We start from the raw sequence: 21,618 nt of genomic DNA, 5'->3' as shown, positions 1-21,618 counted from the left end.
TGGGTGAATCAGATGTTCAGGGTCCAGTCCAGTACCCAGAATCCTGGCTCCAGGCGTCGGCGGGGGAGGTCGCTGGCGTAGAGCGCATGCTGGTAGTCCAGGCGCAGCCGCGAGCCCGGCATGCTGAGCTCCACGCCCCCGGCGGCACCTGCCAGGCGTTGGGAGGGCTGGCCATGGAAGAGGCGGGCCCAGCCCAGGTCCAGGCCGACGACCGGGCGGACCTCCAGGCCGTAGGGCAGCGACAGGGGCAGGGGCTGGCTGAGGGTGTTGCGCCAGACGCCAGTGCTGGCACCGGCGACGGTGTATTGGCGAAAGCCGCGCACGGCAGAGTCGTCGCTGAGCAACTGCTGTTCGACAGCGAACAGGACATCGCGGCTGTATTGCAGGTTGAGTTCGCTTTGCCAGCGCCAGGGCCGTTGTGCCGGACCTTGGCGCAGGTGCAGCAGGCTGGCGCGGTACTTGCGAAATTGCGGCGCTGGGGCGAGCGTCCCTTGGGCTTTGCGGTCGGCGCCGAACCCGTCCAGCCCCTGGGCGATGCCCAGGTAGGCGTTCCACAGGCCGCCATCGAGCCAGAGTAGGTTGATGCCTGTCTCTAGGGTGGTGAGGGTAGGGCTCTGCACGCCCGCGACCACGCCTGTTATGCGGTTGACCAGGCGCTTGTGGTCCAGGCGGGCGCTGGCGCTTAGCATGCCCTGCGGGTTGCGCCAGAGCACGCGCTCGGCGCTCATGCCCAGGAAGCGGCTGTTGCCGCTGCTGACCTGGCGCCCGTGGGGGATGGGCGAGCGATAGGCGATCTCGCTGGCGTTCAGGGCGAAGGTCCAGGGGCCGTAGGGAAGGCTGTAGTAGAGACTGGCGCCTCGGCTTTCGCCGGGGGCACCGAAGAGCGTCGAGACCAGCGACAGGCGCAGGTCGTCGTTGAGGTTCAGCGGGCTGTCCAGGCCGAGGCTCAGGTTCAGGCGATGACGGCCGGTCAGCTCGCTGCCGCGGTTGTCGAGGCGCCCGTCCAGGTGCCAGCGCGAGCTGACCTGGCGCGCTCCGAGCAGCACCTGGGTGCCCCCTTGCAGCTCGCCTGGCGACAGGTCGGCGACGACGTCATAGGCGCGCAGCCGATTGAGCTGGTCGAGCCCTTGTTCCAGGTCCGGCAGGTACAAGGGATGGCCGAGCAGGTCGGGGAAGGCGCCCTGCAGGGACAGCGGCAGGTCGGCGCCAGCCAGTTCGATCGACTCGACGAAGCCTTCGACGATGACGATCTCCAGCGGCTCCCCCGGTTCGGGTTGCCGGGCCAGGTAGGGACGGCTGGTCGGATAGCCGGCCTGCACGTAACGCTCGGTGATGGCCTTCAGCAGCCGGTTGATGTCAGCCACGCCCATGCAGGGACGCAGCAGTGGCCGCAGGGTTCGCTCCAGCGCTGGGGTGGAGAGCGACTGGTTGCCAGCCAGGCGTACGCCTGGGGCAGGCCAGCAGTGGGTGTCCGGCTCATGGGGGGAGGAGGAAGGCGTCGGCGTGGCACTGGGGCGCTCGCGTTGCTGCCAGCGCTGCAGCCGCTGCTGGTGCTCCAGTTGCTGGAGCGTGCGCTGTTGTTCGCGCAGTTGCTGGCTGGCCGGGTCGTCGGCCAGGGCCTGGGGCATGGCCAGGAGACCGGACAACAGGCCAGCCAGCAGCCACCTGGCGGTGTGGAAGCGGAGCGAGGCGGTCGGCATGGAAGAAATCTGCAAAGTGCGTACGGTTCAGTACTCGTTTGCGAGGATTCTAAGAATGCGACTGGTCGTCTGGATGCGAGCCCGTGCCCACCTGCGTGTCAGGCAGATGCGGAATTAGTGTCGGGAAATTCTGAGGAAATATCCTGGATCGTACGCTTTCAGGGACGGATCTCGATCAGGGTGCCGTCCTTGACCATGCTCCAGACTTCGCGCATGTCGTCATTGCGCATGGCGATGCAGCCTTCGGTCCAGTCCAGGGTATGGAAGTACCACTCCGGGTATTCCTCGTCGATCGGCGTGCCGTGGATCATGATCATGCTGCCCGGGTTGACGCCTTCGCGGCGGGCACGGGCGGCATCCCTGATGTTCGGGTAGGAGATGTGCATGGCCAGGTTGAAGCGGTCGCTGACCTTGCGCCAGTCGAGCCAGTAGAGGCCTTCGGGAGTCTTCTTGTCGCCCTCGCGCTCCTTGGCCCCCTTGGGTTGCTTGCCCAGGGAGATGCGGTAGGTCTTGAGCGGCTCGCCGCGGCTGATCAATTGCAGGCGGCGTTCGGACTTGAGCACCAGCACCTTGTCGATCAATGGCTGGGTGGGAACCTGGGCCGGGGAGTGGGACGGTGGCTGCGTAGCGGGCAGGGGCTTGCGGATGATGGTTTCGGTGAAGGCCGCCTGGGACACCGATACAACGCAGAGGCAGAAGAGGGCGAACAACCAGCGCATGAAACCTTATCCCTGAAAGCTAGGTGGTGGACGACGAGACGTTCATCGGTGGCAGGTATTCATGGCCTATGGGGTAGTGCTGCCCGATGCGGTCACGATAATAGCATTCTAGTGTGCGAGCGACGGTGCGGAAAGCCAGCGCGTCCCAGGGAATCTCGTGTTCCTCGAACAGGCGCACTTCCTGGCTCTCGATGCCCACGGCGAAGTCCAGGTCGGCCAGCTCGGCGCGGAAGAACACATGCACCTGGTTGATGTGCGGCAGGTCGAACAGCTGGTACAGGCTCATCTGCCCGACTCGGGCGCAGGCCTCCTCCACGGTTTCGCGACGAGCGGCCTGGTCGAGGGTCTCGCCATTCTCCATGAAGCCGGCAGGCAGGGTCCAGAAACCACGGCGCGGCTCGATCGCGCGACGGCACAGCAGCACCTGGCTGCCCCAGGTGGGCAGCACGCCGGCGACGATGTTGGGGTTCTGGTAATGGATGGTCCGGCAGTGTTCGCAGACGTACCGCGGGCGGCTGTCGCCCTCGGGGATCCGCTGGATGACCGGGTGGCCGCACGCGCTGCAGAATTTCATGCTTTTATTCCTTTGAGGTCGGGATATCTTGGCGCGCCTGGCGGCTCGCCCGCAAGCCGCCATCTGGCGGGGCTTGGGTGCTTCGCGGCTTTGGTGCATCATGCAAGACAGGCCTTGGAATCGAGAGTGTGTAATGCTGGACGAGCTTCTTCGCCGAATGAGCAACCATACCCCCGCGTCATTGGAGACGGACCACCGTTTCCCCGAGGCGGCGGTACTCCTGCCCATCACCCGCAGCGAAGAGCCCGAACTGGTGCTGACCCTGCGCGCCAAGGGGCTGTCCACCCATGGCGGCGAAGTGGCCTTCCCTGGCGGGCGGCGCGACCCGGAAGACCCGGACCTGGTGTTCACCGCGCTGCGCGAAGCCGAGGAGGAAATCGGCCTGCCGCCTGGCCTGGTGGAAGTGATCGGCCCGCTCAGCCCGCTGGTGTCGTTGCATGGCCTGAAGGTGACGCCATTCGTCGGCCTGATCCCGGACTACGTCGAGTACCGCGCCAACGACGCGGAGATCGCCGCGGTGTTCAGTGTGCCGCTGGAGTTCTTCCGCCAGGACCCGCGCGACCATACCCATCGCATCGACTACCAGGGGCGCAGCTGGTACGTGCCCAGCTACCGCTATGGCGACTACAAGATCTGGGGATTGTCGGCGATCATGATCGTCGAGCTGGTCAACCTGCTGTACGACGCCGGTATCAGCCTGCACCAGCCCCCCGAACGCTTCATCCAGAACTGAGTGGGGCCCACCCCGCCACCCCGGCAAACCTTGAGGAGCCAACCATGAAATATCGCCTGGGCGACCTGCGGGTCGAGACCCACCCCACCAGTTGGGCCGCCCCCACTGCCACGCTGATCGGCAAGGTACGCCTGCAGGCCCACGCCAGTGTCTGGTTCGGCGCGGTGCTGCGCGGCGACAACGAGCTGATCGACATCGGCGAGGGCAGCAATGTCCAGGACGGCACGGTGATGCACACTGACATGGGCTCGCCGCTGACCATCGGCAAGGGCGTGACCATTGGCCACAATGCCATGCTCCATGGTTGCAGCGTCGACGACTACAGCCTCATCGGCATCAACGCGGTGATCCTCAACGGTGCACGCATCGGCAAGCACTGCATCATCGGCGCCAATGCGCTGATTCCCGAGGGCAAGGAAATCCCCGATGGCTCGCTGGTGATGGGCTCGCCAGGCAAGGTGGTACGCGAGCTGACCGACGCGCAGAAACGCATGCTCGAGGCCAGCGCGGCCCACTACGTGCACAATGCCGAGCGCTACGCCCGTGACCTGGCGCCCCAGGAGGACTGACATGAGCGATGCCGAACGCCCCGTCGCCTCGCCTTGCGTGAGCGTCTGCGCCCTGGACGAGCAGGACATCTGCGTCGGCTGCCAGCGGACGGTGGCGGAGATCACCCGTTGGGGGCGCATGGACAACCAGGAGCGGCGCCAGGTGCTGAAGCTGTGTCATGAGCGGGCGGTGGCCGCGGGGTTGATCATCGGGATGTGAACGGTGGGGCATCTGCGTACACGTTGGGCTTGGTAAGTGCTGGGGCGCGAGGCGGCCCCAACAGCTGCGGTTGACTCAAAAATCAAGTAATCTGTGCCGCTTGCCCAACGTGTGATCCCATGTTCTATCTCATCGCCTACATCAGCAGCGTAGTGCTGATCAACTACGCCTTTTCCAGTGCCCCGCACCTGGACGTGATCTGGTCCGCCTGGGGCGGGCTGGTGTTCATCCTGCGCGACATGGTGCAGACCCGCCATGGCCATGGTGCGCTGCTGGCCATGCTGGTGGCGCTGGTGCTGTCCTATGTCACCTCCGAGCCGGCCATCGCCCTGGCCAGCGCCACGGCGTTCTTCGTCTCCGAACTGATCGACTGGCTGGTGTTCAGCATCACCCGCCGGCCGCTGCGCGACCGCCTGTGGCTGAGCTCGGCGCTGAGCATCCCGGTGGATACCTTCATCTTCTTCGGCATGATCGGCGCCCTGACCCCAACGGTGGTCGGCACCGCCCTGGGGTCGAAGTTCGCCGGAGTCACCGTGGTGTGGCTGGGCATGGCCTGGCGGGCACGGCGTGCGGCTGTCGTTGGCTGATTGCAAGGAGCAGCCCCGCGTTCACCGGCCAGTGTAGAATAGCGGTCCTTTTTCAGCGGGCGGCAGCCAGCATGGCGCGGCCCCGACGCCTTCGAGGACCTGAAATGACCCGTATCGGAACCCCATTGTCGCCCACCGCGACCCGTGTACTGCTGTGTGGCTGCGGCGAGCTGGGCAAGGAAGTGGTGATCGAGCTGCAGCGCTTGGGTGTCGAGGTGATCGCCGTGGACCGCTACGCCAACGCCCCGGCCATGCAGGTCGCGCACCGCAGCCATGTCATCGACATGCTCGATGGCGCCGCCCTGCGCGCGGTGATCGAAGCCGAGAAGCCGCACTACATCGTCCCAGAGATCGAGGCTATCGCCACCGCCACGTTGGTCGAGCTGGAGAACGAGGGCTTCAACGTGGTGCCCACCGCCCGCGCCACCCAACTGACCATGAACCGCGAAGGCATCCGCCGCCTGGCCGCCGAGGAACTGGACTTGCCGACCTCGCCGTATCACTTCGCCGATACCTTCGAGGAGTACGCCAGGGCGGTCACCGACCTGGGCTACCCCTGCGTGGTCAAGCCGGTGATGAGTTCGTCGGGCAAGGGCCAGAGCCTGCTGCGCGGCGAAGCCGACCTGCAAAAGGCCTGGGACTATGCCCAGGAAGGTGGCCGCGCCGGCCGGGGCCGGGTGATCATCGAAGGGTTCATCGATTTCGACTATGAGATCACCCTGCTGACCGTGCGCCACGTGGGCGGCACCACGTTCCTCGAGCCGGTCGGCCATCGCCAGGAGAAGGGCGACTACCAGGAATCCTGGCAGCCCCAGGCGATGAACCCGAAGGCCTTGGCGGAATCGCAACGGGTGGCCAAGGCGGTCACCGATGCCCTGGGTGGGCGTGGCCTGTTCGGTGTGGAGCTGTTCGTCAAGGGCGACCAGGTGTGGTTCAGCGAAGTTTCGCCGCGCCCGCACGACACGGGCCTGGTGACCCTGATCTCCCAGGATCTTTCGCAGTTCGCCCTGCATGCCCGTGCCATCCTCGGCCTGCCGATCCCGGTGGTGCGCCAGTTCGGGCCGTCGGCCTCGGCGGTGATCCTGCCGCAGGGTCAGTCCCAGCAGACCACCTTCGCCAACCTCGGCGCCGCCTTGAGCGAACCGGACACTGCCATCCGCCTGTTCGGCAAGCCGCAGATCGACGGCCAGCGCCGCATGGGCGTCTGCCTGGCGCGAGACGAGTCGATCGAAGCCGCTCGTGCCAAGGCGACCCGCGCCTCCCAGGCAGTCAAGGTCGAGTTCTAAGCTTAAAGCGGCAAGCGGCAAGAAAAAGCAGGTCGTGCACGATCCCGCTTTTACTTGCCGCTTGAAGCTTGCAGCTGGAAATTCAAAGCTCGCTGTTGCGTGTCTCTTTCAGGCAAAGCACGGCAATCAGGCTGATCACCGCCGCCACCGACACATAGCCCCCCACCCAGCTCAATCCCCCCATGCTCACCAGTTGCTGGGCGAAGAACGGTGCCGCCGAGGCACCGACGATGCCGCCCAGGTTGTAGGCTGCCGAGGCGCCGGTGTAGCGTACGTGGGTCGGGAACAGCTCTGGCAGCAATGCCCCCATCGGCGCGAAGGTCACACCCATCAGGAACAGCTCGATGGCCAGGAACAGCGCCACGCCAGTGGTCGAGCCCGAGGTCAGCAGTGGCTCCATGGTAAAGCCCGAGGCCACGGCCAGTAGGCCGCCGACGATCAGCACCGGCTTGCGCCCGTAGCGGTCGCTCAGCCAGGCCGACAGCGGGGTGGCCAGGGCCATGAAGACCACCGCGAAGCACAGCATGCCCAGGAAGCTCTCGCGGCTGTAGCCCAGGGTCGATACGCCATAGCTGAGGGAGAATACCGTGGAGATGTAGAACAGCGCGTAGCACACCACCATCGCCGCGGCACCCAGCAGGGTCGGCAGCCAGTATTTGGCGAACAGGTCGACCACCGGCATCTTCACCCGTTCATGGCGCGCCACGGCCTTGGCGAACACCGGGCTTTCCTCGAGCTTCAGGCGCACGTACAAGCCAACGATCACCAGCGCCGCACTGAGCAGGAAGGGGATGCGCCAGCCCCACTCGCGGAACTGCTCGTCGCTGAGCACCAGGGCCAGGGTCAGGAACAGGCCGTTGGCGGCCAGGAAGCCAATCGACGGGCCCAGTTGCGGGAACATGCCGAACCAGGCGCGCTTGCCCTGCGGGGCGTTCTCGGTGGCTAGCAGCGCCGCGCCGCCCCATTCGCCGCCCAGCCCCAGGCCCTGGCCGAAGCGCAGCAGGCAGAGGATGATCGGGGCCCAGATGCCGATGCTGTCGTAGCCCGGCAGCACCCCGATCAGGGTGGTGGAGACACCCATCAGCAACAGCGAGGCGACCAGGGTCGACTTGCGTCCGATGCGGTCGCCGAAGTGGCCGAACAGGGCCGAGCCCAGCGGCCGGGCGAGGAAGGCGATACCGAAGGTGAGGAAGGCCGCGAGCATCTGCGCGGTACCAGACCCGGACGGGAAGAACACCGGGCCGATCACCAGGGCGGCGGCGGTGGCGTAGACGTAGAAATCGTAGAACTCGATGGCGGTGCCGATGAAACTCGCCGTGGCGACCCGCGCAGGCGAGTTGACGGGCGTCGCCGGGGTCGAATCGGCATAGGTGCTGCTGGTTGTCATTGCATAGGTCCCTGACAGTCGGATGCATCCTGGGCATGGCCGCGCGCTGCCCAGGCAGGCATGGGCACACGGACGCCGGAGCGTTTGTTGTGGTTCGCCCGCTGACGAGGGCCCCAGGGGATAGGATCGGGAGCGGGCGCTGTTCGGGGTGGTGAAGCAGGACCGCGGGGCGTGTCAGTGGAGCGGACTGGCCGTGTGACGCCGGGTGCGGGTAGCGGGCGGGACGGCAGGGCTGGGTAAGCGTGACCCGAGTATAGCTATCGGGTCACGGTCCATACCAGTACCTTGCTGGCGCAATTGTCCTCTGTTTCGAGGATTTCCAGGCGATAGCGGCCGATCTTCAGGCACACGGCGCTTTCCGGAATGCTTTCCAGGGCCTCGGTGACCAGGCCGTTGAGTGTCTTCGGCCCGCCGTCGCAGGGCAGGTGCCAGCCCAGGCTGCGATTGAGCTCGCGCAGCGAAGCGGTGCCCTCGATCACGTAGCGGCCGTCGGGCTGGGGGTGGATGTGGGGGTTGTCGAGCGACTGCTCGTCCTCGAACTCGCCGACGATCTCCTCGAGGATGTCCTCCAGGGTGACGATGCCCAGCACTTCGCCGTATTCGTCGACCACCACGCCCAGGCGGCGCTGTTGCTTGTGGAAGTTCAGCAGTTGCAGTTGCAGCGGCGTGCTCTCGGGCACGAAGTAGGGCTCGTAGCAGGCGGCCCGCAGCGCTTGCAGGGTCAACTCGGCCCTGGGCAGCAGATGGCTGATCAGCTTGGTGTTGAGGATGGCTTCGACCTGGTTGATGTCGCTGTGGTAGACCGGCAGGCGGGTATGGCGGCTGACGATCAGTTGCTCGACGATGCGCTCCATCGGCTCGTCCAGGTTGATGCCGTCCACTTCGTTGCGCGGTACCAGGATGTCGTTGACGGTGATCTTGTCCAGCGCCTGCAGCCCTTCCGGCAGGCCAGGGCGGGGTGGTTCGAGTGGTTCGTCCTCGTCGAAGCGATCGTCTTCCTGTGGGTGCAGGGCCACGGCAGTGGGTTGTGCGCGGAACGGCCGCAGGATCAGCCGGGCGCAGCCGTCCAGCAGGCAAGCCAGCGGCTGCAGGGTAGCCAGGGGCCATTTCAGCAGGCTGGCGCCGAGGCTGACGAACGCCTGCGGATTGCGCCGGGCCATGCGCCGCGGCAGGTACTCGGCCAGCACCAGCAGGGTCAGGGCGGCGGCGAGGCCGGCGAGCCAGAAACCGTGTTCGCCGTCGTAGCGCTGGCCCAGCAGGCAGGCCAGGCCCAGCACCAGCAGCTTGCCCAGGCTGGCGCAGAGCACCAGGGCCTGGGCGGGCAGGGTGGGTTCGCTGGTTTCAGCGGGCCGCTGCTGGCCGTTCAGTTGCTGGCGTGCCGCGTCGACGGCACTGAACAGTGCCGACCAGAGCAGTGCCAGGGTCAGGGTGCCGAGCAAGGGCGCGTACGGCAGGGTGTCCATGGGCGGCCGTCAGACGTGCAGGATGAATTCGCGGACCAGCTTGCTGCCGAAATAGGCCAGCATCAGCAGGCAGAAACCGGCAAGCGTCCAGCGGATCGCCTTGTGCCCGCGCCAGCCGAGGCGGGTGCGGCCCCACAGCAGCACGCTGAACACCACCCAGGCGACGCAGGCGAGGGAGGTCTTGTGCACCAGGTGCTGGGCGAACAGGTTGTCGAGGAACAGCCAACCGGAGATCAACGACAGCGAGAGCAGGCACCAGCCGGCCCAGAGGAAGCCGAACAGCAGGCTTTCCATGGTTTGCAAGGGCGGGAAGTTGCGGATCAGCCCGGATGGGTGCTTGTGCTTGAGCTGGTGGTCCTGGAGCAGCAGCAGCAGGGCCTGGAACACCGCGATGGTGAACAGGCCATAGGCGAGGATCGACAACAGGATATGCGCCAGGATGCCGGGTTTCTCGTTGATCAGCGGCACGGTGCCCGCGGGGGCGAACTGGGCCAGCAGGGCGGTGATGGCCCCCAGCGGGAACAGCAGCACCAGCAGGTTCTCGACCGGGATGCGCAGGCAGGCCACGAGGGTCAGTGCGATCACGGCCGCGGCGATCAGGCTGGCGGCGCTGAAGAAGTCGAGGCTCAGGCCCAGCGGGGTGATCAGCTGGAAGAACAGGGCGCCGCTCTGGGCGACCACGGCGAGTGCGCCGAGCAGGCCGAGCAACCGTTTGTCGGCGCGACTGCCCTGGGCCAGGCGGCTGCCCTGGTAGAGGGCGGCGACGATGTACAGCCCGGCGGCGAGCAGGTTGGGGATGAGGCTGGGTGACGAGAGCATAAGTCCAGGTAGGCAAGCCCTAAAGGAACGAAGTGTGGCATAGAACGCGGCAGCCTAGGAAGACCGGGGGCGGCTTCGAGCCACAGCCACAAGCCACAAGTTGCAAGCTTGACAGATGAAGGCCCTCCCATCCGCGCAGAGGGCAGAGGGCAGAAGGAGTGGGGGAGGGGGCATTGCACCAATGCCGGCCAGTCCAGTGGTCTTGGGGCTGCTTTGCAGCCCATCGCCGGCAAGCCGGCTCCCACAAGGTGGCGGTGTTCATCAATCTTGTGGCATGCAGAGAACTCTGTGGGCTTGCCGGCGATGGGGTGCGAAGCGGCCCATTGAATAATGTTCTGTTCCTAAAAAAGCAGAACGCTGCACGATCTGCTTTTTCTTGCAGCTTGCCCCCGCCGCGATGGGAGGCACGGCACGAGGTGTGCGCCACCGCCGCTCTCCGTTATAATGCCCGGCTTGCTGTGCCCCACGCGTGCGCATATCCGCCAGGGCGCCTGAACAACCTCGGCTTCACTGGGCCTGAAAGGATCACCATGTTCGAAAACCTGACCGACCGCCTGTCACAGACGCTGCGCCATGTCACCGGCAAGGCCAAGCTGACCGAAGACAACATCAAGGACACGTTGCGCGAAGTGCGCATGGCCCTGCTCGAGGCCGACGTCGCCCTGCCGGTGGTCAAGGATTTCGTCAACAGCGTCAAGGAACGTGCGGTCGGCACCGAGGTGTCGCGCAGCCTGACCCCGGGCCAGGCATTCGTGAAGATCGTCCAGGCCGAGCTGGAAGGCCTGATGGGCGCGGCCAACGAAGACCTGGCGCTCAATGCCGCACCGCCCGCCGTGGTACTGATGGCCGGCCTGCAGGGCGCGGGCAAGACCACCACCGCCGGCAAGCTGGCGCGCTTCCTGAAGGAGCGCAAGAAAAAGAGCGTGATGGTGGTTTCGGCCGACGTCTACCGCCCAGCGGCGATCAAGCAGCTCGAAACCCTCGCCAACGACATCGGCGTGACCTTCTTCCCGTCCGACATCAGCCAGAAGCCGGTGGCCATCGCCGAGGCGGCGATCCGCGAGGCCAAGCTCAAGTTCATCGACGTGGTCATCGTCGATACCGCCGGTCGCCTGCACATCGACGCCGAGATGATGGACGAGATCAAGGCCCTGCACGCCGCGGTCAAGCCGATCGAGACCCTGTTCGTGGTCGACGCCATGACCGGCCAGGATGCCGCCAACACCGCCAAGGCCTTCGGCGACGCCCTGCCGCTGACCGGCGTGGTGCTGACCAAGGTCGACGGCGATGCCCGTGGCGGTGCCGCGCTGTCGGTGCGCGCCATCACCGGCAAGCCGATCAAGTTCATCGGCATGGGCGAGAAGAGCGAGGCCCTGGAGCCGTTCCACCCCGACCGTATCGCCTCGCGCATCCTCGGCATGGGCGACGTGCTCAGCCTGATCGAGCAGGCCGAGCAGACCATCGACAAGGCCAAGGCCGACAAGCTGGCCAAGAAGCTCAAGAAAGGCAAGGGCTTCGACCTCGAGGACTTCCGCGACCAGTTGCAACAGATGAAGAACATGGGTGGCCTGGGTGGCCTGATGGACAAGCTGCCGAGCATCGGCGGGGTCAACCTGTCGCAGATGGGCAACGCCCAGGGCGCGGCCGAGAAGCAGTTCAAGCAGATGGAGGCGATCATCAACTCCATGACCCCGGCCGAGCGCCGCGACCCAGAGATGATCAGCGGCTCGCGCAAGCGCCGCATCGCCCTCGGCTCCGGCACCCAGGTGCAGGACGTCGGCCGGCTGATCAAGCAGCACAAGCAGATGCAGAAGATGATGAAGAAATTCTCCGCCAAGGGCGGCATGGCCAAGATGATGCGTGGCCTGGGCGGGATGCTGCCGGGTGGCGGCATGCCGAAGCTGTAACCGATTTCGAGGTGGCCGCCTTGTCGTGAGGCGGTCGTCCGGAGCCCCGCCTCGGCGGGAATAGCGCCGCAAACAGCGGCTTAACCGGCAGATCTGGACGGTGAGGCGTAGCCTTGCCGAAAAAGGCATTTGCAAATGTCCGTGTATTCCCCGAGAATATGCGGCCTTTTGGGCACCCTGTGCCCATTGGGCATTCAGATTTGCAGCACCGACTATAGGAACGATGTTCACATGGTAACCATCCGTCTTGCCCGTGGCGGCTCCAAGAAGCGCCCTTTCTATCACCTGACCGTGACCAACAGCCGTAACGCCCGTGACGGCCGTTTCGTCGAGCGTATCGGTTTCTTCAACCCGATCGCCTCCGGCGCCGAAGTTCGCCTGTCGGTCAACCAGGAACGTGCCCAGTACTGGCTGAGCCAGGGCGCGCAGCCGTCTGAGCGTGTTGCTCAGCTGCTGAAGGACGCTGCCAAGGCTGCCGCCTGAGCAGTATGAACGCGACGCCAGACAAGGCTGACGACCTCATCGTTGTCGGCAAGATCTTTTCGGTTCACGGCGTTCGCGGCGAGGTGAAGGTGTTTTCCTTTACCGATCCGATTGACAACCTGTTGGATTATCCCCGCTGGACGCTTCGGCACGAAGGCGTGGTAAAGCAGGTCGAGCTGGTCAAGGGCCGCCTTTCCCAGAAGGGGTTGGTGGTGAAGCTCAAGGGCCTCGACGATCGTGACGAAGCACGGCTTCTGAGCGGTTACGAGATCTGCGTACCGCAGAGCCTTTTGCCCAACCTGACCGACGGCGAGTACTACTGGTACCAGCTGGTGGGTCTGAAGGTCGTCAACCAGGACGAACAGCTGTTCGGCAAGGTTGATCACTTGTTGGAGACCGGCGCGAACGATGTATTGGTGGTCCGGCCCTGCGCAGGCAGCCTGGACGATCGCGAGCGCTTGCTGCCCTATACGGCGCAGTGCGTGCTGGCCATCGACCTGGAAGCAGGCGTGATGCGGGTCGAATGGGACGCGGATTTCTGACCGATGGGTAACCTTCGCGTAGAAGTCGTCACGCTGTTCCCCGAGATGTTCTCGGCCATCACGGAGTACGGCATTACCAGCCGCGCGGTGAAACAGGGGTTGCTGCAAGTGACCTGCTGGAATCCGCGGGACTACACCACGGATCGCCACCACACGGTGGATGATCGGCCTTTTGGCGGTGGTCCGGGCATGGTGATGAAGATCAAGCCTCTGGAAGACGCCCTGGCCAGTGCCAGGCAGGCGACCGGGGCTGCGGCGAAGGTGATCTACCTCTCGCCACAAGGCCGCAAGCTGACCCAGCAGGCGGTCAAAGGGCTGGCGCAACAGGAATCGTTGATCCTGATCGCCGGTCGTTATGAAGGCATCGACGAGCGTTTTATCGAGGCTCATGTCGATGAAGAGTGGTCGATTGGCGACTATGTGCTTTCCGGTGGCGAGCTGCCGGCCATGGTGCTGATCGATGCGGTTACGCGGCTGCTGCCCGGAGCTTTAGGGCATGTGGACTCGGCGGAGGAAGACTCCTTCACCGACGGTCTGCTCGATTGCCCGCACTACACCCGACCGGAGGTGTATGCGGATCTGCGCGTTCCCGACGTGTTGCTCAGTGGCAACCATGCACACATCCGGCGTTGGCGGTTGAAGCAGTCCCTTGGTCGGACCTTCGAACGGCGCGCCGATCTTCTGGAAAGTCGCTCGCTTTCTGGAGAAGAGAAGAAGCTGCTCGAGGAATACCTCCGCGAGCGGGACGATAGTTAACGTATCGATGGTGGATCGAGTTATCCGCCTTAGGAGCACAGCATGACCAACAAGATCATCCAGCAGCTCGAAGCCGAGCAGATGAACAAGGAAATCCCGGCCTTCGCCCCGGGCGACACCGTTGTCGTCCAGGTGAAAGTGAAGGAAGGTGAGCGTTCCCGTCTGCAGGCGTTCGAAGGTGTCGTCATCGCCAAGCGCAACCGCGGTCTGAACAGCGCCTTCACCGTGCGCAAGATCTCCAGCGGCGTTGGCGTCGAGCGTACCTTCCAGACCTACAGCCCGCAAATCGACAGCCTGTCCGTGAAACGTCGTGGTGACGTGCGTAAGGCCAAGCTGTACTACCTGCGCGACCTGTCCGGCAAAGCCGCTCGCATCAAGGAAAAACTGTCCTGAGTGCAGTTTGACCGGTGGCCGAGGCCGCCTTGCGAGAGAAAAAGCAGCCTTCGGGCTGCTTTTTTGCGTTTTGTCGAATGATGTACCGGGGCCGCCCCGGCCCCTTGCGATGTGAGTAAGCGATGACCATCACCCGAGACCAGGAAATCCAACGCCGCACCGAACTGTCGGTGACCCGCGTGACCAAGGCTGTCTTCCCCAGCACCACCAATCACCACAACACCCTGTTCGGCGGCACCGCCCTGGCCTGGATGGACGAAGTGTCGTTCATCGCCGCGACCCGTTTCTGTCGCCTGCCGCTGGTGACCGTGTCCACCGACCGCATCGACTTCAAGCACCCGATCCCGGCGGGCTCGATCGTCGAGCTGGTGGGGACCGTGATCAAGGTCGGTACCACCAGCCTGCAGGTGCAGGTGGATGTGTTCGTCGAGAACATGTACCTCGATGGCCGCGAGCGGGCCATTCATGGTGTGTTCAGCTTCGTCGCCATCGACGAGGACAAGCGCCCGGTGCCGGTGTTGCCGCAGGCCTGAGGACGCTCCGGCGCCTGCGCCGGCCTGTTCGCGGGCAAGCCCGCTCTTGCAGGGGGCGAGTCGATCGCAAGTGATGCGGTTTGCAGGGCCATGTGGGCGCGGGCTTGCCCGCGAAAGTGCCAGACCTGACAACCTGTCACCTGCTGTGAAACACTAGGCCCCTCTCAACGCCCAGCAGCCCCGCATGTCCGCTCTCGACCACCCCCTGATCGACCAGTTCCTCGATGCCCTCTGGCTGGAAAAAGGCCTGTCCGACAATACCCGCGCCTCTTACCGCAGCGACCTGGCCCTGTTCAACGGCTGGTTGCAGGAGCACGGCGTGGCCCTGCCGGCGGCGGGCCGCGAGCTGATTCTCGATCACCTCGCCTGGCGCTTCGAGCAAGGCTACAAGCCACGCTCCACGGCGCGTTTTCTCTCTGGCCTGCGCGGCTTCTTCCGCTACCTGCTGCGGGAAAGGCTGATCGACGTCGACCCGACCCTGCAGGTCGAGATGCCGCAGTTGGGCCGCCCGTTGCCCAAGTCCCTGTCCGAAGCCGACGTCGAGGCCCTGCTGCAGGCGCCGGACCTAGGCGAGGCCATCGGCCAGCGCGACCGGGCCATGCTCGAAGTGCTCTATGCCTGCGGCCTGCGGGTGACCGAACTGGTCAGCCTGACCCTGGACCAGGTCAACCTGCGCCAGGGCGTGCTGCGGGTCATGGGCAAGGGCAGCAAGGAGCGCCTGGTGCCGATGGGGGAGGAGGCGGTGCTCTGGCTGGAGCGTTACCAGCGCGATGGGCGTGCCGAGCTGCTCAATGGCCGCCCCAGCGACGTGCTGTTCCCCAGCCAGCGCGGCGAGCAGATGACCCGCCAGACCTTCTGGCACCGTATCAAGCACCATGCCCGGGTCGCTGGCATCGACAAGCCACTGTCGCCGCATACCCTGCGCCATGCCTTCGCCACCCACCTGCTCAATCACGGTGCCGACCTGCGGGTGGTGCAGATGCTGCTGGGCCATAGCGACCTGTCGACCACACAGATCTATACCCACGTGGCCAAGGCGCGCCTGCAGCAACTGCATGCCCAGCACCATCCGCGTGGATGAATGGTTTTCATGTTCCGCCGACCGGTGCCTGCGAACCCCTCCAGTAGCGGCCTGTTGTGGTAGGCTTGGACGGTTTGCACCAAGGGCTGCCCGCTCGCCGCGATTTCCCCCGCGCCCGACGCCCCGCCGGCCCCGTCCGCCTTCAGGAGTTCCCATGCGCGTGACCCAGATTTTCGCCGCCGCCGCCCTGGCGCTGGCCAGTACCTTTGCCGTTGCCGCGACCAGCGACGCCAGTGCCGGCGCCGAGCAGGCGATCCGCAAGACCCTGCAGACCCTCGAGCTGGAAGTGCCGGTCGAGAGCGTCGCCAGCAGCCCGGTCAGCGGTCTCTACGAAGTCAAGCTACAGGGCGGCCGCGTGCTGTACGCCAGTGCCGATGGGCAGTTCGTCATGCAGGGCTACCTGTTCCAGATCCAGGACGGCAAGCCGGTCAACCTCACCGAGAAGACCGAGCGCCAAGGCATCGCCAAGCTCATCAACGGCATTCCAGCCGCCGAGATGGTGGTTTATCCTGCCAAGGGCCAGACCAAGTCGCACATCACCGTCTTCACCGATACCACCTGCCCGTATTGCCACAAGCTGCACGCCGAGGTGCCTGAGCTCAACCGCCGCGGTATCGAGGTGCGCTACGTCGCCTTCCCGCGTCAGGGGCTCGGCTCGCCGGGCGACGAGCAACTGCAGGCGGTCTGGTGCTCCAGCGACCGTCGCGCGGCGCTGGACAAGATGATCGAGGGCAAGGAAATCAAGGCCGCCAAGTGCGCCAACCCGGTCGGCAGGCAGTTCCAGCTGGGCCAGTCGATCGGTGTCAACGGCACGCCGGCGATCGTCCTGCAGAGCGGCCAGGTGATTCCGGGCTACCAGCCGGCGCCGCAGGTGGCCAAGCTGGCCCTGGCCAGCGAAGGCAGCGCAGCCAAGTAATTCAATCAGTACGCCGTCACCATGGGGAGACGGCATGTTTCACGGTCGGCGCAGAGGCCGGCCGTTCAATGGGGAGTTCACAGTGAAACCGGTCAAAGTAGGCATCTGTGGGTTGGGGACCGTCGGTGGCGGAACCTTCAATGTACTTCAGCGCAACGCCGAGGAGATCGCCCGCCGTGCCGGGCGCGGTATTGAAGTGGCACAGATCGCCATGCGCTCGCAGAACCCGAACTGCCAGATTACCGGTACCCCCATTACCGCTGATGTGTTCGAGGTCGCGAGCAACCCGGAGATCGACATCGTCATCGAGCTGATCGGCGGCTACACCGTCGCCCGTGACCTGGTGCTCAAGGCCATCGAAAACGGCAAGCACGTGGTCACCGCCAACAAGGCCCTGATCGCCGTGCACGGCAACGAGATCTTCGCCAAGGCCCGCGAGAAGGGCGTCATCGTCGCCTTCGAAGCCGCGGTTGCCGGTGGCATCCCGGTGATCAAGGCGATCCGCGAGGGCCTGTCGGCCAACCGCATCAACTGGCTGGCCGGCATCATCAACGGTACCGGCAACTTCATCCTCACCGAGATGCGCGACAAAGGCCGTGCCTTCCCTGACGTGCTCGCCGAGGCCCAGGCCCTGGGGTACGCCGAGGCTGACCCGACCTTCGACGTCGAGGGCATCGACGCGGCGCACAAGCTGACCATCCTGGCCTCCATCGCCTTCGGCATCCCGCTGCAGTTCGACAAGGCCTACACCGAGGGCATCACCCAGCTGACCACGGCCGACGTCAACTACGCCGAGGCCCTGGGCTACCGCATCAAGCACCTGGGCGTGGCCCGTCGCACCGACGACGGCTTCGAGTTGCGCGTGCACCCGACGCTGATCCCCAGCGACCGTCTGATCGCCAACGTCAACGGTGTGATGAACGCGGTGATGGTCAACGGCGACGCCGCCGGCTCGACCCTGTACTACGGTGCCGGCGCCGGCATGGAGCCGACCGCTTCCTCGGTGGTCGCCGACCTGGTCGACGTGGTCCGCGCCATGACCTCCGACCCGGAGAACCGCGTGCCGCACCTGGCCTTCCAGCCCGATTCACTGTCGGCCCACCCGATCCTGCCGATCGAAGCCTGCGAAAGCGCCTACTACCTGCGCATCCAGGCCAAGGATCATCCGGGCGTGCTGGCCCAGGTGGCGAGCATCCTCTCGGAGCGCGGCATCAACATCGAGTCGATCATGCAGAAGGAAGCCGAGGAGCAGGACGGCCTGGTACCGATGATCCTGCTGACCCATCGCGTGGTCGAGCAGCGTATCGACGACGCCATCGTCGCCCTGGAAGCCCTGCAGGACGTGGTCGGCAAGGTCGTGCGTATTCGCGTCGAACAGCTCAATTAAGCGGCAAGCTTCAAGCAGCGAGCTGCAAGATAAAGGCAGTTCGGCGTTGAGGCTTGGAACAGATGACACATGCGGCAAGGGTGGGGCGCGAGTTACAGGAACGATGCCGATCGGCTTTTTCTTGTAGCGTGCCGCTCGAAGCTTGCCGCTCGAACCAAAGGTTTGCACCCATGCGCTATATCAGTACCCGCGGCCAGGCACCGGCCCTGAACTTCGAAGATGTCCTGCTGGCTGGCCTGGCCAGCGACGGCGGCCTGTACGTGCCGGAAAACCTGCCGCGTTTCACCCAGGAAGAGATCGCCTCCTGGGCCGGCCTGCCGTACCACGAGCTGGCCTTCCGGGTGATGCGCCCGTTCGTCGAAGGCAGCATCGCCGACGCCGACTTCAAGAAGATCCTCGAGGAAACCTACGGCGAGTTCGCCCATGCCGCCGTGGCGCCGCTGCGCCAGCTGGACAGCAACGAGTGGGTCATGGAGCTGTTCCACGGCCCGACCCTGGCGTTCAAGGACTTCGCCCTGCAACTGCTCGGCCGCCTGCTCGACCATGTGCTGGCCAAGCGTGGCGAGCGCGTGGTGATCATCGGTGCCACCAGCGGCGACACCGGTTCGGCCGCCATCGAAGGCTGCCGCCGCTGCGACAACGTCGACATCTTCATCCTGCACCCGCACCAGCGCGTCTCGGAAGTGCAGCGCCGGCAGATGACCACGATCTTCGGCGACAACATCCACAACATCGCCATCGAAGGCAACTTCGACGACTGCCAGGAAATGGTCAAGGCCAGCTTCGCCGACCAGTCGTTCCTCAAGGGCACCCGCCTGGTGGCGGTGAACTCGATCAACTGGGCGCGGATCATGGCCCAGATCGTCTACTACTTCCACGCCGCGCTGCAACTGGGTGGCCCGGCGCGCTCGGTGGCCTTCTCGGTACCGACCGGCAACTTCGGCGACATCTTCGCCGGCTACCTGGCCCGCAACATGGGCCTGCCGATCAGCCAACTGGTAGTGGCGACCAACCGCAACGACATCCTGCACCGCTTCATGAGCGGCAACCAGTACGTCAAGGACACCCTGCACCCGACCCTGTCGCCCTCGATGGACATCATGGTCTCGTCCAACTTCGAGCGCCTGTTGTTCGACCTGCATGGCCGCAGTGGCGCCGCCATCGCCGAGCTGATGGAACGCTTCAAGCAGGGCGGTGGTTTCAGCGTCGAGCAGGACCGCTGGACCGAAGCGCGCAAGCTGTTCGATTCCCTGGCGGTGACCGACGAGCAGACCTGCCAGACCATTGCCGAAGTGTTCGCCAGTACCGGTGAAGTGCTCGACCCGCATACCGCGATCGGCGTCAAGGCCGCCCGCGAGTGCCGCCGCAGCCTGGATACGCCGATGGTGGTGCTGGGCACCGCGCACCCGGTCAAGTTCCCCGAAGCGGTGGAGAAGGCCGGCGTCGGCAAGGCCCTGGAGCTGCCGGCCCACCTGAGCGACCTGTTCGAGCGCGAGGAGCGTTGCACGGTCCTGGCCAACGACTTGAAAGCGGTGCAGGCGTTCGTCAGCCAGCACGGGAATCGTGGCAAGCCGCTGTAAGACGAGTGATTGATTGGGGCCGCTTCGCGGCCCCAATGTCTATCCACCCATTATCCGCAGACCGTTCCCACTGCGGTTTCAGACTTTTCCTATATGAGTCGTCAGGTGACTTCCCTAGAGTAACCGCCCCTATCCACCAGGGCGCGCGAAGCCCCAGGAGCGGCCCATGCACCGGCTCAACGTGCTCATCCACCAGGCACGTCCTTCCCATCGGATCCTCTTGCACCAGGCCTGCAATGCCCTGGGCATCTTCAATGTGCGCCTCACCCAGGGCCTGCCCGATACCCAGGCAAGCTTGGCCCAGGGAGACGCCACCGACCTGCTGATCCTCGACCATGCCATGCCCGAGGCCAGCGGCCTGGCCCTGCTCCGGCATGTGCTGCAGACACGGCGCCCACGCGCGCTGCTGTTCGTCGGCCAGCCGTCACCGGGCAAGGCGGACCTGGCCCAGCAAGCCCGACAACAGGGCCTGTGGGTCATCGCTGAACTGCGCTGGCCGTTGTCGATGGCCGCCCTGCACGATGCCGTGCGGCGCTTGCGACCCATTCCTGGAGCATGCGGCGCAAGGGATACTCAAACGGTCATCTGCCTTGAGCATGCTCATTGATACGGGGGCGGCTAGACGAACTTCCTCCGCTCCCCAAGGTCAGTTCCGATAGGTTCCAAGAACAGCGAGTACGCCGGATGGAAAGAATCTGCAAACTGCTCAATGATGCCCTGACCCCGTACCAAGCCCAACTCGGCGAAACAGACGCCAGCGGCAAGCGCCAGCTGACAGTGATCGACAACCAGGGGGCGGTGATCCTCAGGCGTGCGGTAAGCCCGCGCCAATTGCAGGAGCAACAACTGCTGGTCGACCTGGTGGATGGCCTGCACCGTGACCTGCAGATCGTCGAAGGCCGCCTGCAGCCCTGTGTGATCGCGGCCTTGCAGCACCAGCAGTCATTGCCGGGAACCTTCGCCTGAGCGCTTTATCTGACACAGTGAGGGCAGGCTGACGGCACTCTGCTCCGGTGCTGCGGGCTGTCCCGGGAGTCCTTCAGGGCTTTCGCTCGACCCCGGACGCTCTCCCCGGCATCCGGGGCTTCTTTTTGTCCGTCCGGCCACGAAGGCTGTCAGCGGGGCGGGTGCTGCTTGCCTTCGAAGAAGCGCTGGCTCTGTTCCAGATAGTCCTCGCGCAGGCCCGGGTCCAGCCACTGGGCATACTGCTCGGGCAATGGGGCGTGGCGCAAGGTGGCCAACAACGGGTCGATATGGCCAATGGCCTCGCGTCCGAGCGGCGTGTCGGAGCAGCCCACGTGGAAGAACTGGTAACGGTCCACCCCCTGGATCGGATGGAACACGTATTCGTCCAGAGATCCGCCTTGCTGCTGGATCATGTAGCGCGCCTCCGGCCAGTAGCCGAGCACCAGTTGCAGGCGCCCCAGGCGCTGCATCTGCAGCAGGTTGGCGGTGGCGTCGTTGCCGTAGTGGCGGCTGAAGGCGCTGTCGGGCAATTGCCGCAGGATATCGTCGACCTGTGCGCTGTAGCTGCGCTCGGCGACGATGCCGAGCTTGAGCCGGGTCTGCGCCAGCAGGCGCTGGAGGTCGATCTTGCCGCGCTCCAGGAAGGGCGCCAGCAGGGCCTGGTCCTGGCGGCGCACTACCAGCCCGCTGCTCAGCACGCCGAGAAAGGGCGTGGAAAATTGCACGAACCTGGCCCGCTCCGGCGTCCATAGCAGGGTCGGGTCGCAGGTGAGGTTGGGTCTCTGGAGCATCTGGAGGCCACGGGCACGGTTGACCCGGACGATGCTGTGGTCGTACTCGGGCATCTGCGCGATCAGTTCCGGTAGCATGCGGTCGATCACGCCCTGGCCTTTCTCCGAGCCTTCGAAGATGGTGAACGGTGGCAGGTCGCGCACCAGCCACAGCAGGCGCTCCTTGGCCTCGGTCATGGCCGGCAGCAACCCGCACAGCAGGATCAGGAGGCCAAGCAGGCGTCCGCCGGGCATGTGCATGGCGTGT

24 protein-coding genes are annotated in these 21,618 nt (G+C 65.1%); 17 read left to right on the top strand and 7 right to left on the bottom strand.

Annotated features, from left to right (window positions below; genetic code table 11):
- Positions 1-8: 8 nt before the first annotated feature.
- The 3 genes from ABFA30_RS18280 to ABFA30_RS18270 all read right to left on the bottom strand — a co-directional run bounded on the left by ABFA30_RS18280 (position 9) and on the right by ABFA30_RS18270 (position 2,993).
- Positions 9-1,700: a ShlB/FhaC/HecB family hemolysin secretion/activation protein gene (locus ABFA30_RS18280; RefSeq protein ID WP_410045771.1), complete on the bottom strand. Its 1,692-nt coding sequence runs from the start codon at positions 1,698-1,700 to the stop codon at positions 9-11.
- A gap of 158 nt (positions 1,701-1,858) precedes the next feature.
- Positions 1,859-2,419 (bottom strand): murein L,D-transpeptidase family protein, encoded by a 561-nt coding sequence (locus tag ABFA30_RS18275; RefSeq protein WP_225787263.1) that lies wholly within the window; start codon positions 2,417-2,419, stop codon positions 1,859-1,861.
- 19 nt (positions 2,420-2,438) lie between these two features.
- Positions 2,439-2,993: an NUDIX hydrolase gene (locus ABFA30_RS18270; RefSeq protein ID WP_410045770.1), complete on the bottom strand. Its 555-nt coding sequence runs from the start codon at positions 2,991-2,993 to the stop codon at positions 2,439-2,441.
- A 133-nt stretch (positions 2,994-3,126) separates the two neighbouring features.
- Between ABFA30_RS18270 and ABFA30_RS18265 the strand changes: the two genes are divergently transcribed.
- From ABFA30_RS18265 to purT, 5 genes are all read left to right on the top strand, one after another.
- Positions 3,127-3,726 carry a CoA pyrophosphatase gene (locus ABFA30_RS18265; protein ID WP_225787265.1) on the top strand — a complete coding sequence of 200 codons (600 nt, stop codon included), beginning with the start codon at positions 3,127-3,129 and terminating at the stop codon, positions 3,724-3,726.
- 44 nt (positions 3,727-3,770) lie between these two features.
- On the top strand, positions 3,771-4,295 hold the full coding sequence (locus ABFA30_RS18260) for a gamma carbonic anhydrase family protein (protein ID WP_225787266.1): 525 nt from the start codon (positions 3,771-3,773) through the stop codon (positions 4,293-4,295).
- 1 nt (position 4,296) lies between these two features.
- A complete protein-coding gene (locus tag ABFA30_RS18255; RefSeq protein ID WP_253079916.1) occupies positions 4,297-4,494 on the top strand; it encodes a DUF1289 domain-containing protein in 198 nt (65 codons plus the stop codon).
- Positions 4,495-4,613: 119 nt separating this feature from the next.
- Positions 4,614-5,081, top strand: coding sequence for a VUT family protein (locus ABFA30_RS18250; protein ID WP_225787268.1), 468 nt, complete (start codon positions 4,614-4,616; stop codon positions 5,079-5,081).
- Positions 5,082-5,185: 104 nt separating this feature from the next.
- On the top strand, positions 5,186-6,367 hold the full coding sequence (gene purT, locus ABFA30_RS18245) for a formate-dependent phosphoribosylglycinamide formyltransferase (RefSeq protein ID WP_368816754.1): 1,182 nt from the start codon (positions 5,186-5,188) through the stop codon (positions 6,365-6,367).
- Between the two features lie 82 nt (positions 6,368-6,449).
- Here the strand turns inward: purT and ABFA30_RS18240 are convergent, their stop codons facing one another.
- The 3 genes from ABFA30_RS18240 to ABFA30_RS18230 all read right to left on the bottom strand — a co-directional run bounded on the left by ABFA30_RS18240 (position 6,450) and on the right by ABFA30_RS18230 (position 10,036).
- Positions 6,450-7,754, bottom strand: coding sequence for an MFS transporter (locus tag ABFA30_RS18240; protein WP_225787270.1), 1,305 nt, complete (start codon positions 7,752-7,754; stop codon positions 6,450-6,452).
- A gap of 257 nt (positions 7,755-8,011) precedes the next feature.
- Complete coding sequence (locus ABFA30_RS18235; protein ID WP_253102013.1) at positions 8,012-9,217, bottom strand: transporter associated domain-containing protein; 1,206 nt, start codon at positions 9,215-9,217, stop codon at positions 8,012-8,014.
- Positions 9,218-9,226: 9 nt separating this feature from the next.
- Complete coding sequence (locus ABFA30_RS18230; protein WP_225787272.1) at positions 9,227-10,036, bottom strand: inner membrane protein YpjD; 810 nt, start codon at positions 10,034-10,036, stop codon at positions 9,227-9,229.
- A gap of 530 nt (positions 10,037-10,566) precedes the next feature.
- On the opposite strand from ABFA30_RS18230, the gene ffh reads away from it, so the two are divergent.
- The 12 genes from ffh (at position 10,567) to ABFA30_RS18170 (ending at position 20,580) form a co-directional block, all read left to right on the top strand.
- Positions 10,567-11,943, top strand: coding sequence for a signal recognition particle protein (gene ffh, locus ABFA30_RS18225; RefSeq protein ID WP_225787273.1), 1,377 nt, complete (start codon positions 10,567-10,569; stop codon positions 11,941-11,943).
- 231 nt (positions 11,944-12,174) lie between these two features.
- Positions 12,175-12,426 (top strand): 30S ribosomal protein S16, encoded by a 252-nt coding sequence (gene rpsP / locus ABFA30_RS18220; RefSeq protein ID WP_225787274.1) that lies wholly within the window; start codon positions 12,175-12,177, stop codon positions 12,424-12,426.
- A 5-nt stretch (positions 12,427-12,431) separates the two neighbouring features.
- Positions 12,432-12,968, top strand: coding sequence for a ribosome maturation factor RimM (gene rimM / locus ABFA30_RS18215; RefSeq protein WP_368815608.1), 537 nt, complete (start codon positions 12,432-12,434; stop codon positions 12,966-12,968).
- A gap of 3 nt (positions 12,969-12,971) precedes the next feature.
- On the top strand, positions 12,972-13,724 hold the full coding sequence (trmD, locus tag ABFA30_RS18210) for a tRNA (guanosine(37)-N1)-methyltransferase TrmD (RefSeq protein ID WP_225787276.1): 753 nt from the start codon (positions 12,972-12,974) through the stop codon (positions 13,722-13,724).
- A 42-nt stretch (positions 13,725-13,766) separates the two neighbouring features.
- Positions 13,767-14,117 (top strand): 50S ribosomal protein L19, encoded by a 351-nt coding sequence (gene rplS, locus ABFA30_RS18205; protein ID WP_225787277.1) that lies wholly within the window; start codon positions 13,767-13,769, stop codon positions 14,115-14,117.
- A 122-nt stretch (positions 14,118-14,239) separates the two neighbouring features.
- Positions 14,240-14,650: an acyl-CoA thioesterase gene (locus ABFA30_RS18200; protein ID WP_225787278.1), complete on the top strand. Its 411-nt coding sequence runs from the start codon at positions 14,240-14,242 to the stop codon at positions 14,648-14,650.
- A gap of 184 nt (positions 14,651-14,834) precedes the next feature.
- A complete protein-coding gene (gene xerD / locus ABFA30_RS18195; protein ID WP_253090617.1) occupies positions 14,835-15,731 on the top strand; it encodes a site-specific tyrosine recombinase XerD in 897 nt (298 codons plus the stop codon).
- A 154-nt stretch (positions 15,732-15,885) separates the two neighbouring features.
- Entirely contained in the window at positions 15,886-16,647 is a 762-nt protein-coding gene (locus ABFA30_RS18190; protein WP_225787280.1) for a DsbC family protein, read from the top strand.
- A gap of 82 nt (positions 16,648-16,729) precedes the next feature.
- On the top strand, positions 16,730-18,034 hold the full coding sequence (locus ABFA30_RS18185) for a homoserine dehydrogenase (RefSeq protein WP_225787281.1): 1,305 nt from the start codon (positions 16,730-16,732) through the stop codon (positions 18,032-18,034).
- 170 nt (positions 18,035-18,204) lie between these two features.
- Positions 18,205-19,614 (top strand): threonine synthase, encoded by a 1,410-nt coding sequence (gene thrC / locus ABFA30_RS18180; protein ID WP_253079920.1) that lies wholly within the window; start codon positions 18,205-18,207, stop codon positions 19,612-19,614.
- Between the two features lie 166 nt (positions 19,615-19,780).
- Positions 19,781-20,221 carry a histidine kinase gene (locus tag ABFA30_RS18175; protein ID WP_368815607.1) on the top strand — a complete coding sequence of 147 codons (441 nt, stop codon included), beginning with the start codon at positions 19,781-19,783 and terminating at the stop codon, positions 20,219-20,221.
- A gap of 77 nt (positions 20,222-20,298) precedes the next feature.
- A complete protein-coding gene (locus ABFA30_RS18170) occupies positions 20,299-20,580 on the top strand; it encodes a DUF3509 domain-containing protein (protein WP_225787284.1) in 282 nt (93 codons plus the stop codon).
- A 149-nt stretch (positions 20,581-20,729) separates the two neighbouring features.
- On the opposite strand, the gene ABFA30_RS18165 is transcribed toward ABFA30_RS18170, so the two are convergent.
- The gene (locus tag ABFA30_RS18165; RefSeq protein WP_410046052.1) at positions 20,730-21,605 is read right to left on the bottom strand and encodes a TIGR02285 family protein; all 876 of its coding nucleotides are present in this window, start codon (positions 21,603-21,605) and stop codon (positions 20,730-20,732) included.
- Positions 21,606-21,618: the final 13 nt, after the last annotated feature.

It is taken from the genome of Pseudomonas sp. HLMP (assembly GCF_046365545.1).
In the GTDB taxonomy this organism is placed as follows: Bacteria; Pseudomonadota; Gammaproteobacteria; order Pseudomonadales; family Pseudomonadaceae; genus Aquipseudomonas; species Aquipseudomonas guariconensis_B.
The sequence above is the reverse complement of the archived record's forward strand: the minus strand, read 5'-3'. Positions and strand labels throughout refer to the sequence as shown.

What these genes read in the sequence shown, in the direction of transcription:
- ABFA30_RS18270 (WP_410045770.1), bottom strand. Translation starts at nt 2,993, where the DNA reads ATGAAATTCTGCAGCGCGTGCGGCCACCCGGTCATCCAGCGGATCCCC.
- ABFA30_RS18240 (WP_225787270.1), bottom strand. Translation starts at nt 7,754, where the DNA reads ATGACAACCAGCAGCACCTATGCCGATTCGACCCCGGCGACGCCCGTC.
- ABFA30_RS18235 (WP_253102013.1), bottom strand. Translation starts at nt 9,217, where the DNA reads ATGGACACCCTGCCGTACGCGCCCTTGCTCGGCACCCTGACCCTGGCA.
- rplS (WP_225787277.1), top strand. Translation starts at nt 13,767, where the DNA reads ATGACCAACAAGATCATCCAGCAGCTCGAAGCCGAGCAGATGAACAAG.
- ABFA30_RS18275 (WP_225787263.1), bottom strand. Translation starts at nt 2,419, where the DNA reads ATGCGCTGGTTGTTCGCCCTCTTCTGCCTCTGCGTTGTATCGGTGTCC.
- ABFA30_RS18250 (WP_225787268.1), top strand. Translation starts at nt 4,614, where the DNA reads ATGTTCTATCTCATCGCCTACATCAGCAGCGTAGTGCTGATCAACTAC.
- ABFA30_RS18165 (WP_410046052.1), bottom strand. Translation starts at nt 21,605, where the DNA reads ATGCCCGGCGGACGCCTGCTTGGCCTCCTGATCCTGCTGTGCGGGTTG.
- ABFA30_RS18230 (WP_225787272.1), bottom strand. Translation starts at nt 10,036, where the DNA reads ATGCTCTCGTCACCCAGCCTCATCCCCAACCTGCTCGCCGCCGGGCTG.
- ABFA30_RS18175 (WP_368815607.1), top strand. Translation starts at nt 19,781, where the DNA reads ATGCACCGGCTCAACGTGCTCATCCACCAGGCACGTCCTTCCCATCGG.
- ABFA30_RS18190 (WP_225787280.1), top strand. Translation starts at nt 15,886, where the DNA reads ATGCGCGTGACCCAGATTTTCGCCGCCGCCGCCCTGGCGCTGGCCAGT.
- thrC (WP_253079920.1), top strand. Translation starts at nt 18,205, where the DNA reads ATGCGCTATATCAGTACCCGCGGCCAGGCACCGGCCCTGAACTTCGAA.
- ABFA30_RS18200 (WP_225787278.1), top strand. Translation starts at nt 14,240, where the DNA reads ATGACCATCACCCGAGACCAGGAAATCCAACGCCGCACCGAACTGTCG.
- xerD (WP_253090617.1), top strand. Translation starts at nt 14,835, where the DNA reads ATGTCCGCTCTCGACCACCCCCTGATCGACCAGTTCCTCGATGCCCTC.
- ABFA30_RS18280 (WP_410045771.1), bottom strand. Translation starts at nt 1,700, where the DNA reads ATGCCGACCGCCTCGCTCCGCTTCCACACCGCCAGGTGGCTGCTGGCT.
- ABFA30_RS18255 (WP_253079916.1), top strand. Translation starts at nt 4,297, where the DNA reads ATGAGCGATGCCGAACGCCCCGTCGCCTCGCCTTGCGTGAGCGTCTGC.
- rpsP (WP_225787274.1), top strand. Translation starts at nt 12,175, where the DNA reads ATGGTAACCATCCGTCTTGCCCGTGGCGGCTCCAAGAAGCGCCCTTTC.
- ABFA30_RS18265 (WP_225787265.1), top strand. Translation starts at nt 3,127, where the DNA reads ATGCTGGACGAGCTTCTTCGCCGAATGAGCAACCATACCCCCGCGTCA.
- trmD (WP_225787276.1), top strand. Translation starts at nt 12,972, where the DNA reads ATGGGTAACCTTCGCGTAGAAGTCGTCACGCTGTTCCCCGAGATGTTC.
- ffh (WP_225787273.1), top strand. Translation starts at nt 10,567, where the DNA reads ATGTTCGAAAACCTGACCGACCGCCTGTCACAGACGCTGCGCCATGTC.
- ABFA30_RS18260 (WP_225787266.1), top strand. Translation starts at nt 3,771, where the DNA reads ATGAAATATCGCCTGGGCGACCTGCGGGTCGAGACCCACCCCACCAGT.
- ABFA30_RS18170 (WP_225787284.1), top strand. Translation starts at nt 20,299, where the DNA reads ATGGAAAGAATCTGCAAACTGCTCAATGATGCCCTGACCCCGTACCAA.
- purT (WP_368816754.1), top strand. Translation starts at nt 5,186, where the DNA reads ATGACCCGTATCGGAACCCCATTGTCGCCCACCGCGACCCGTGTACTG.
- rimM (WP_368815608.1), top strand. Translation starts at nt 12,432, where the DNA reads ATGAACGCGACGCCAGACAAGGCTGACGACCTCATCGTTGTCGGCAAG.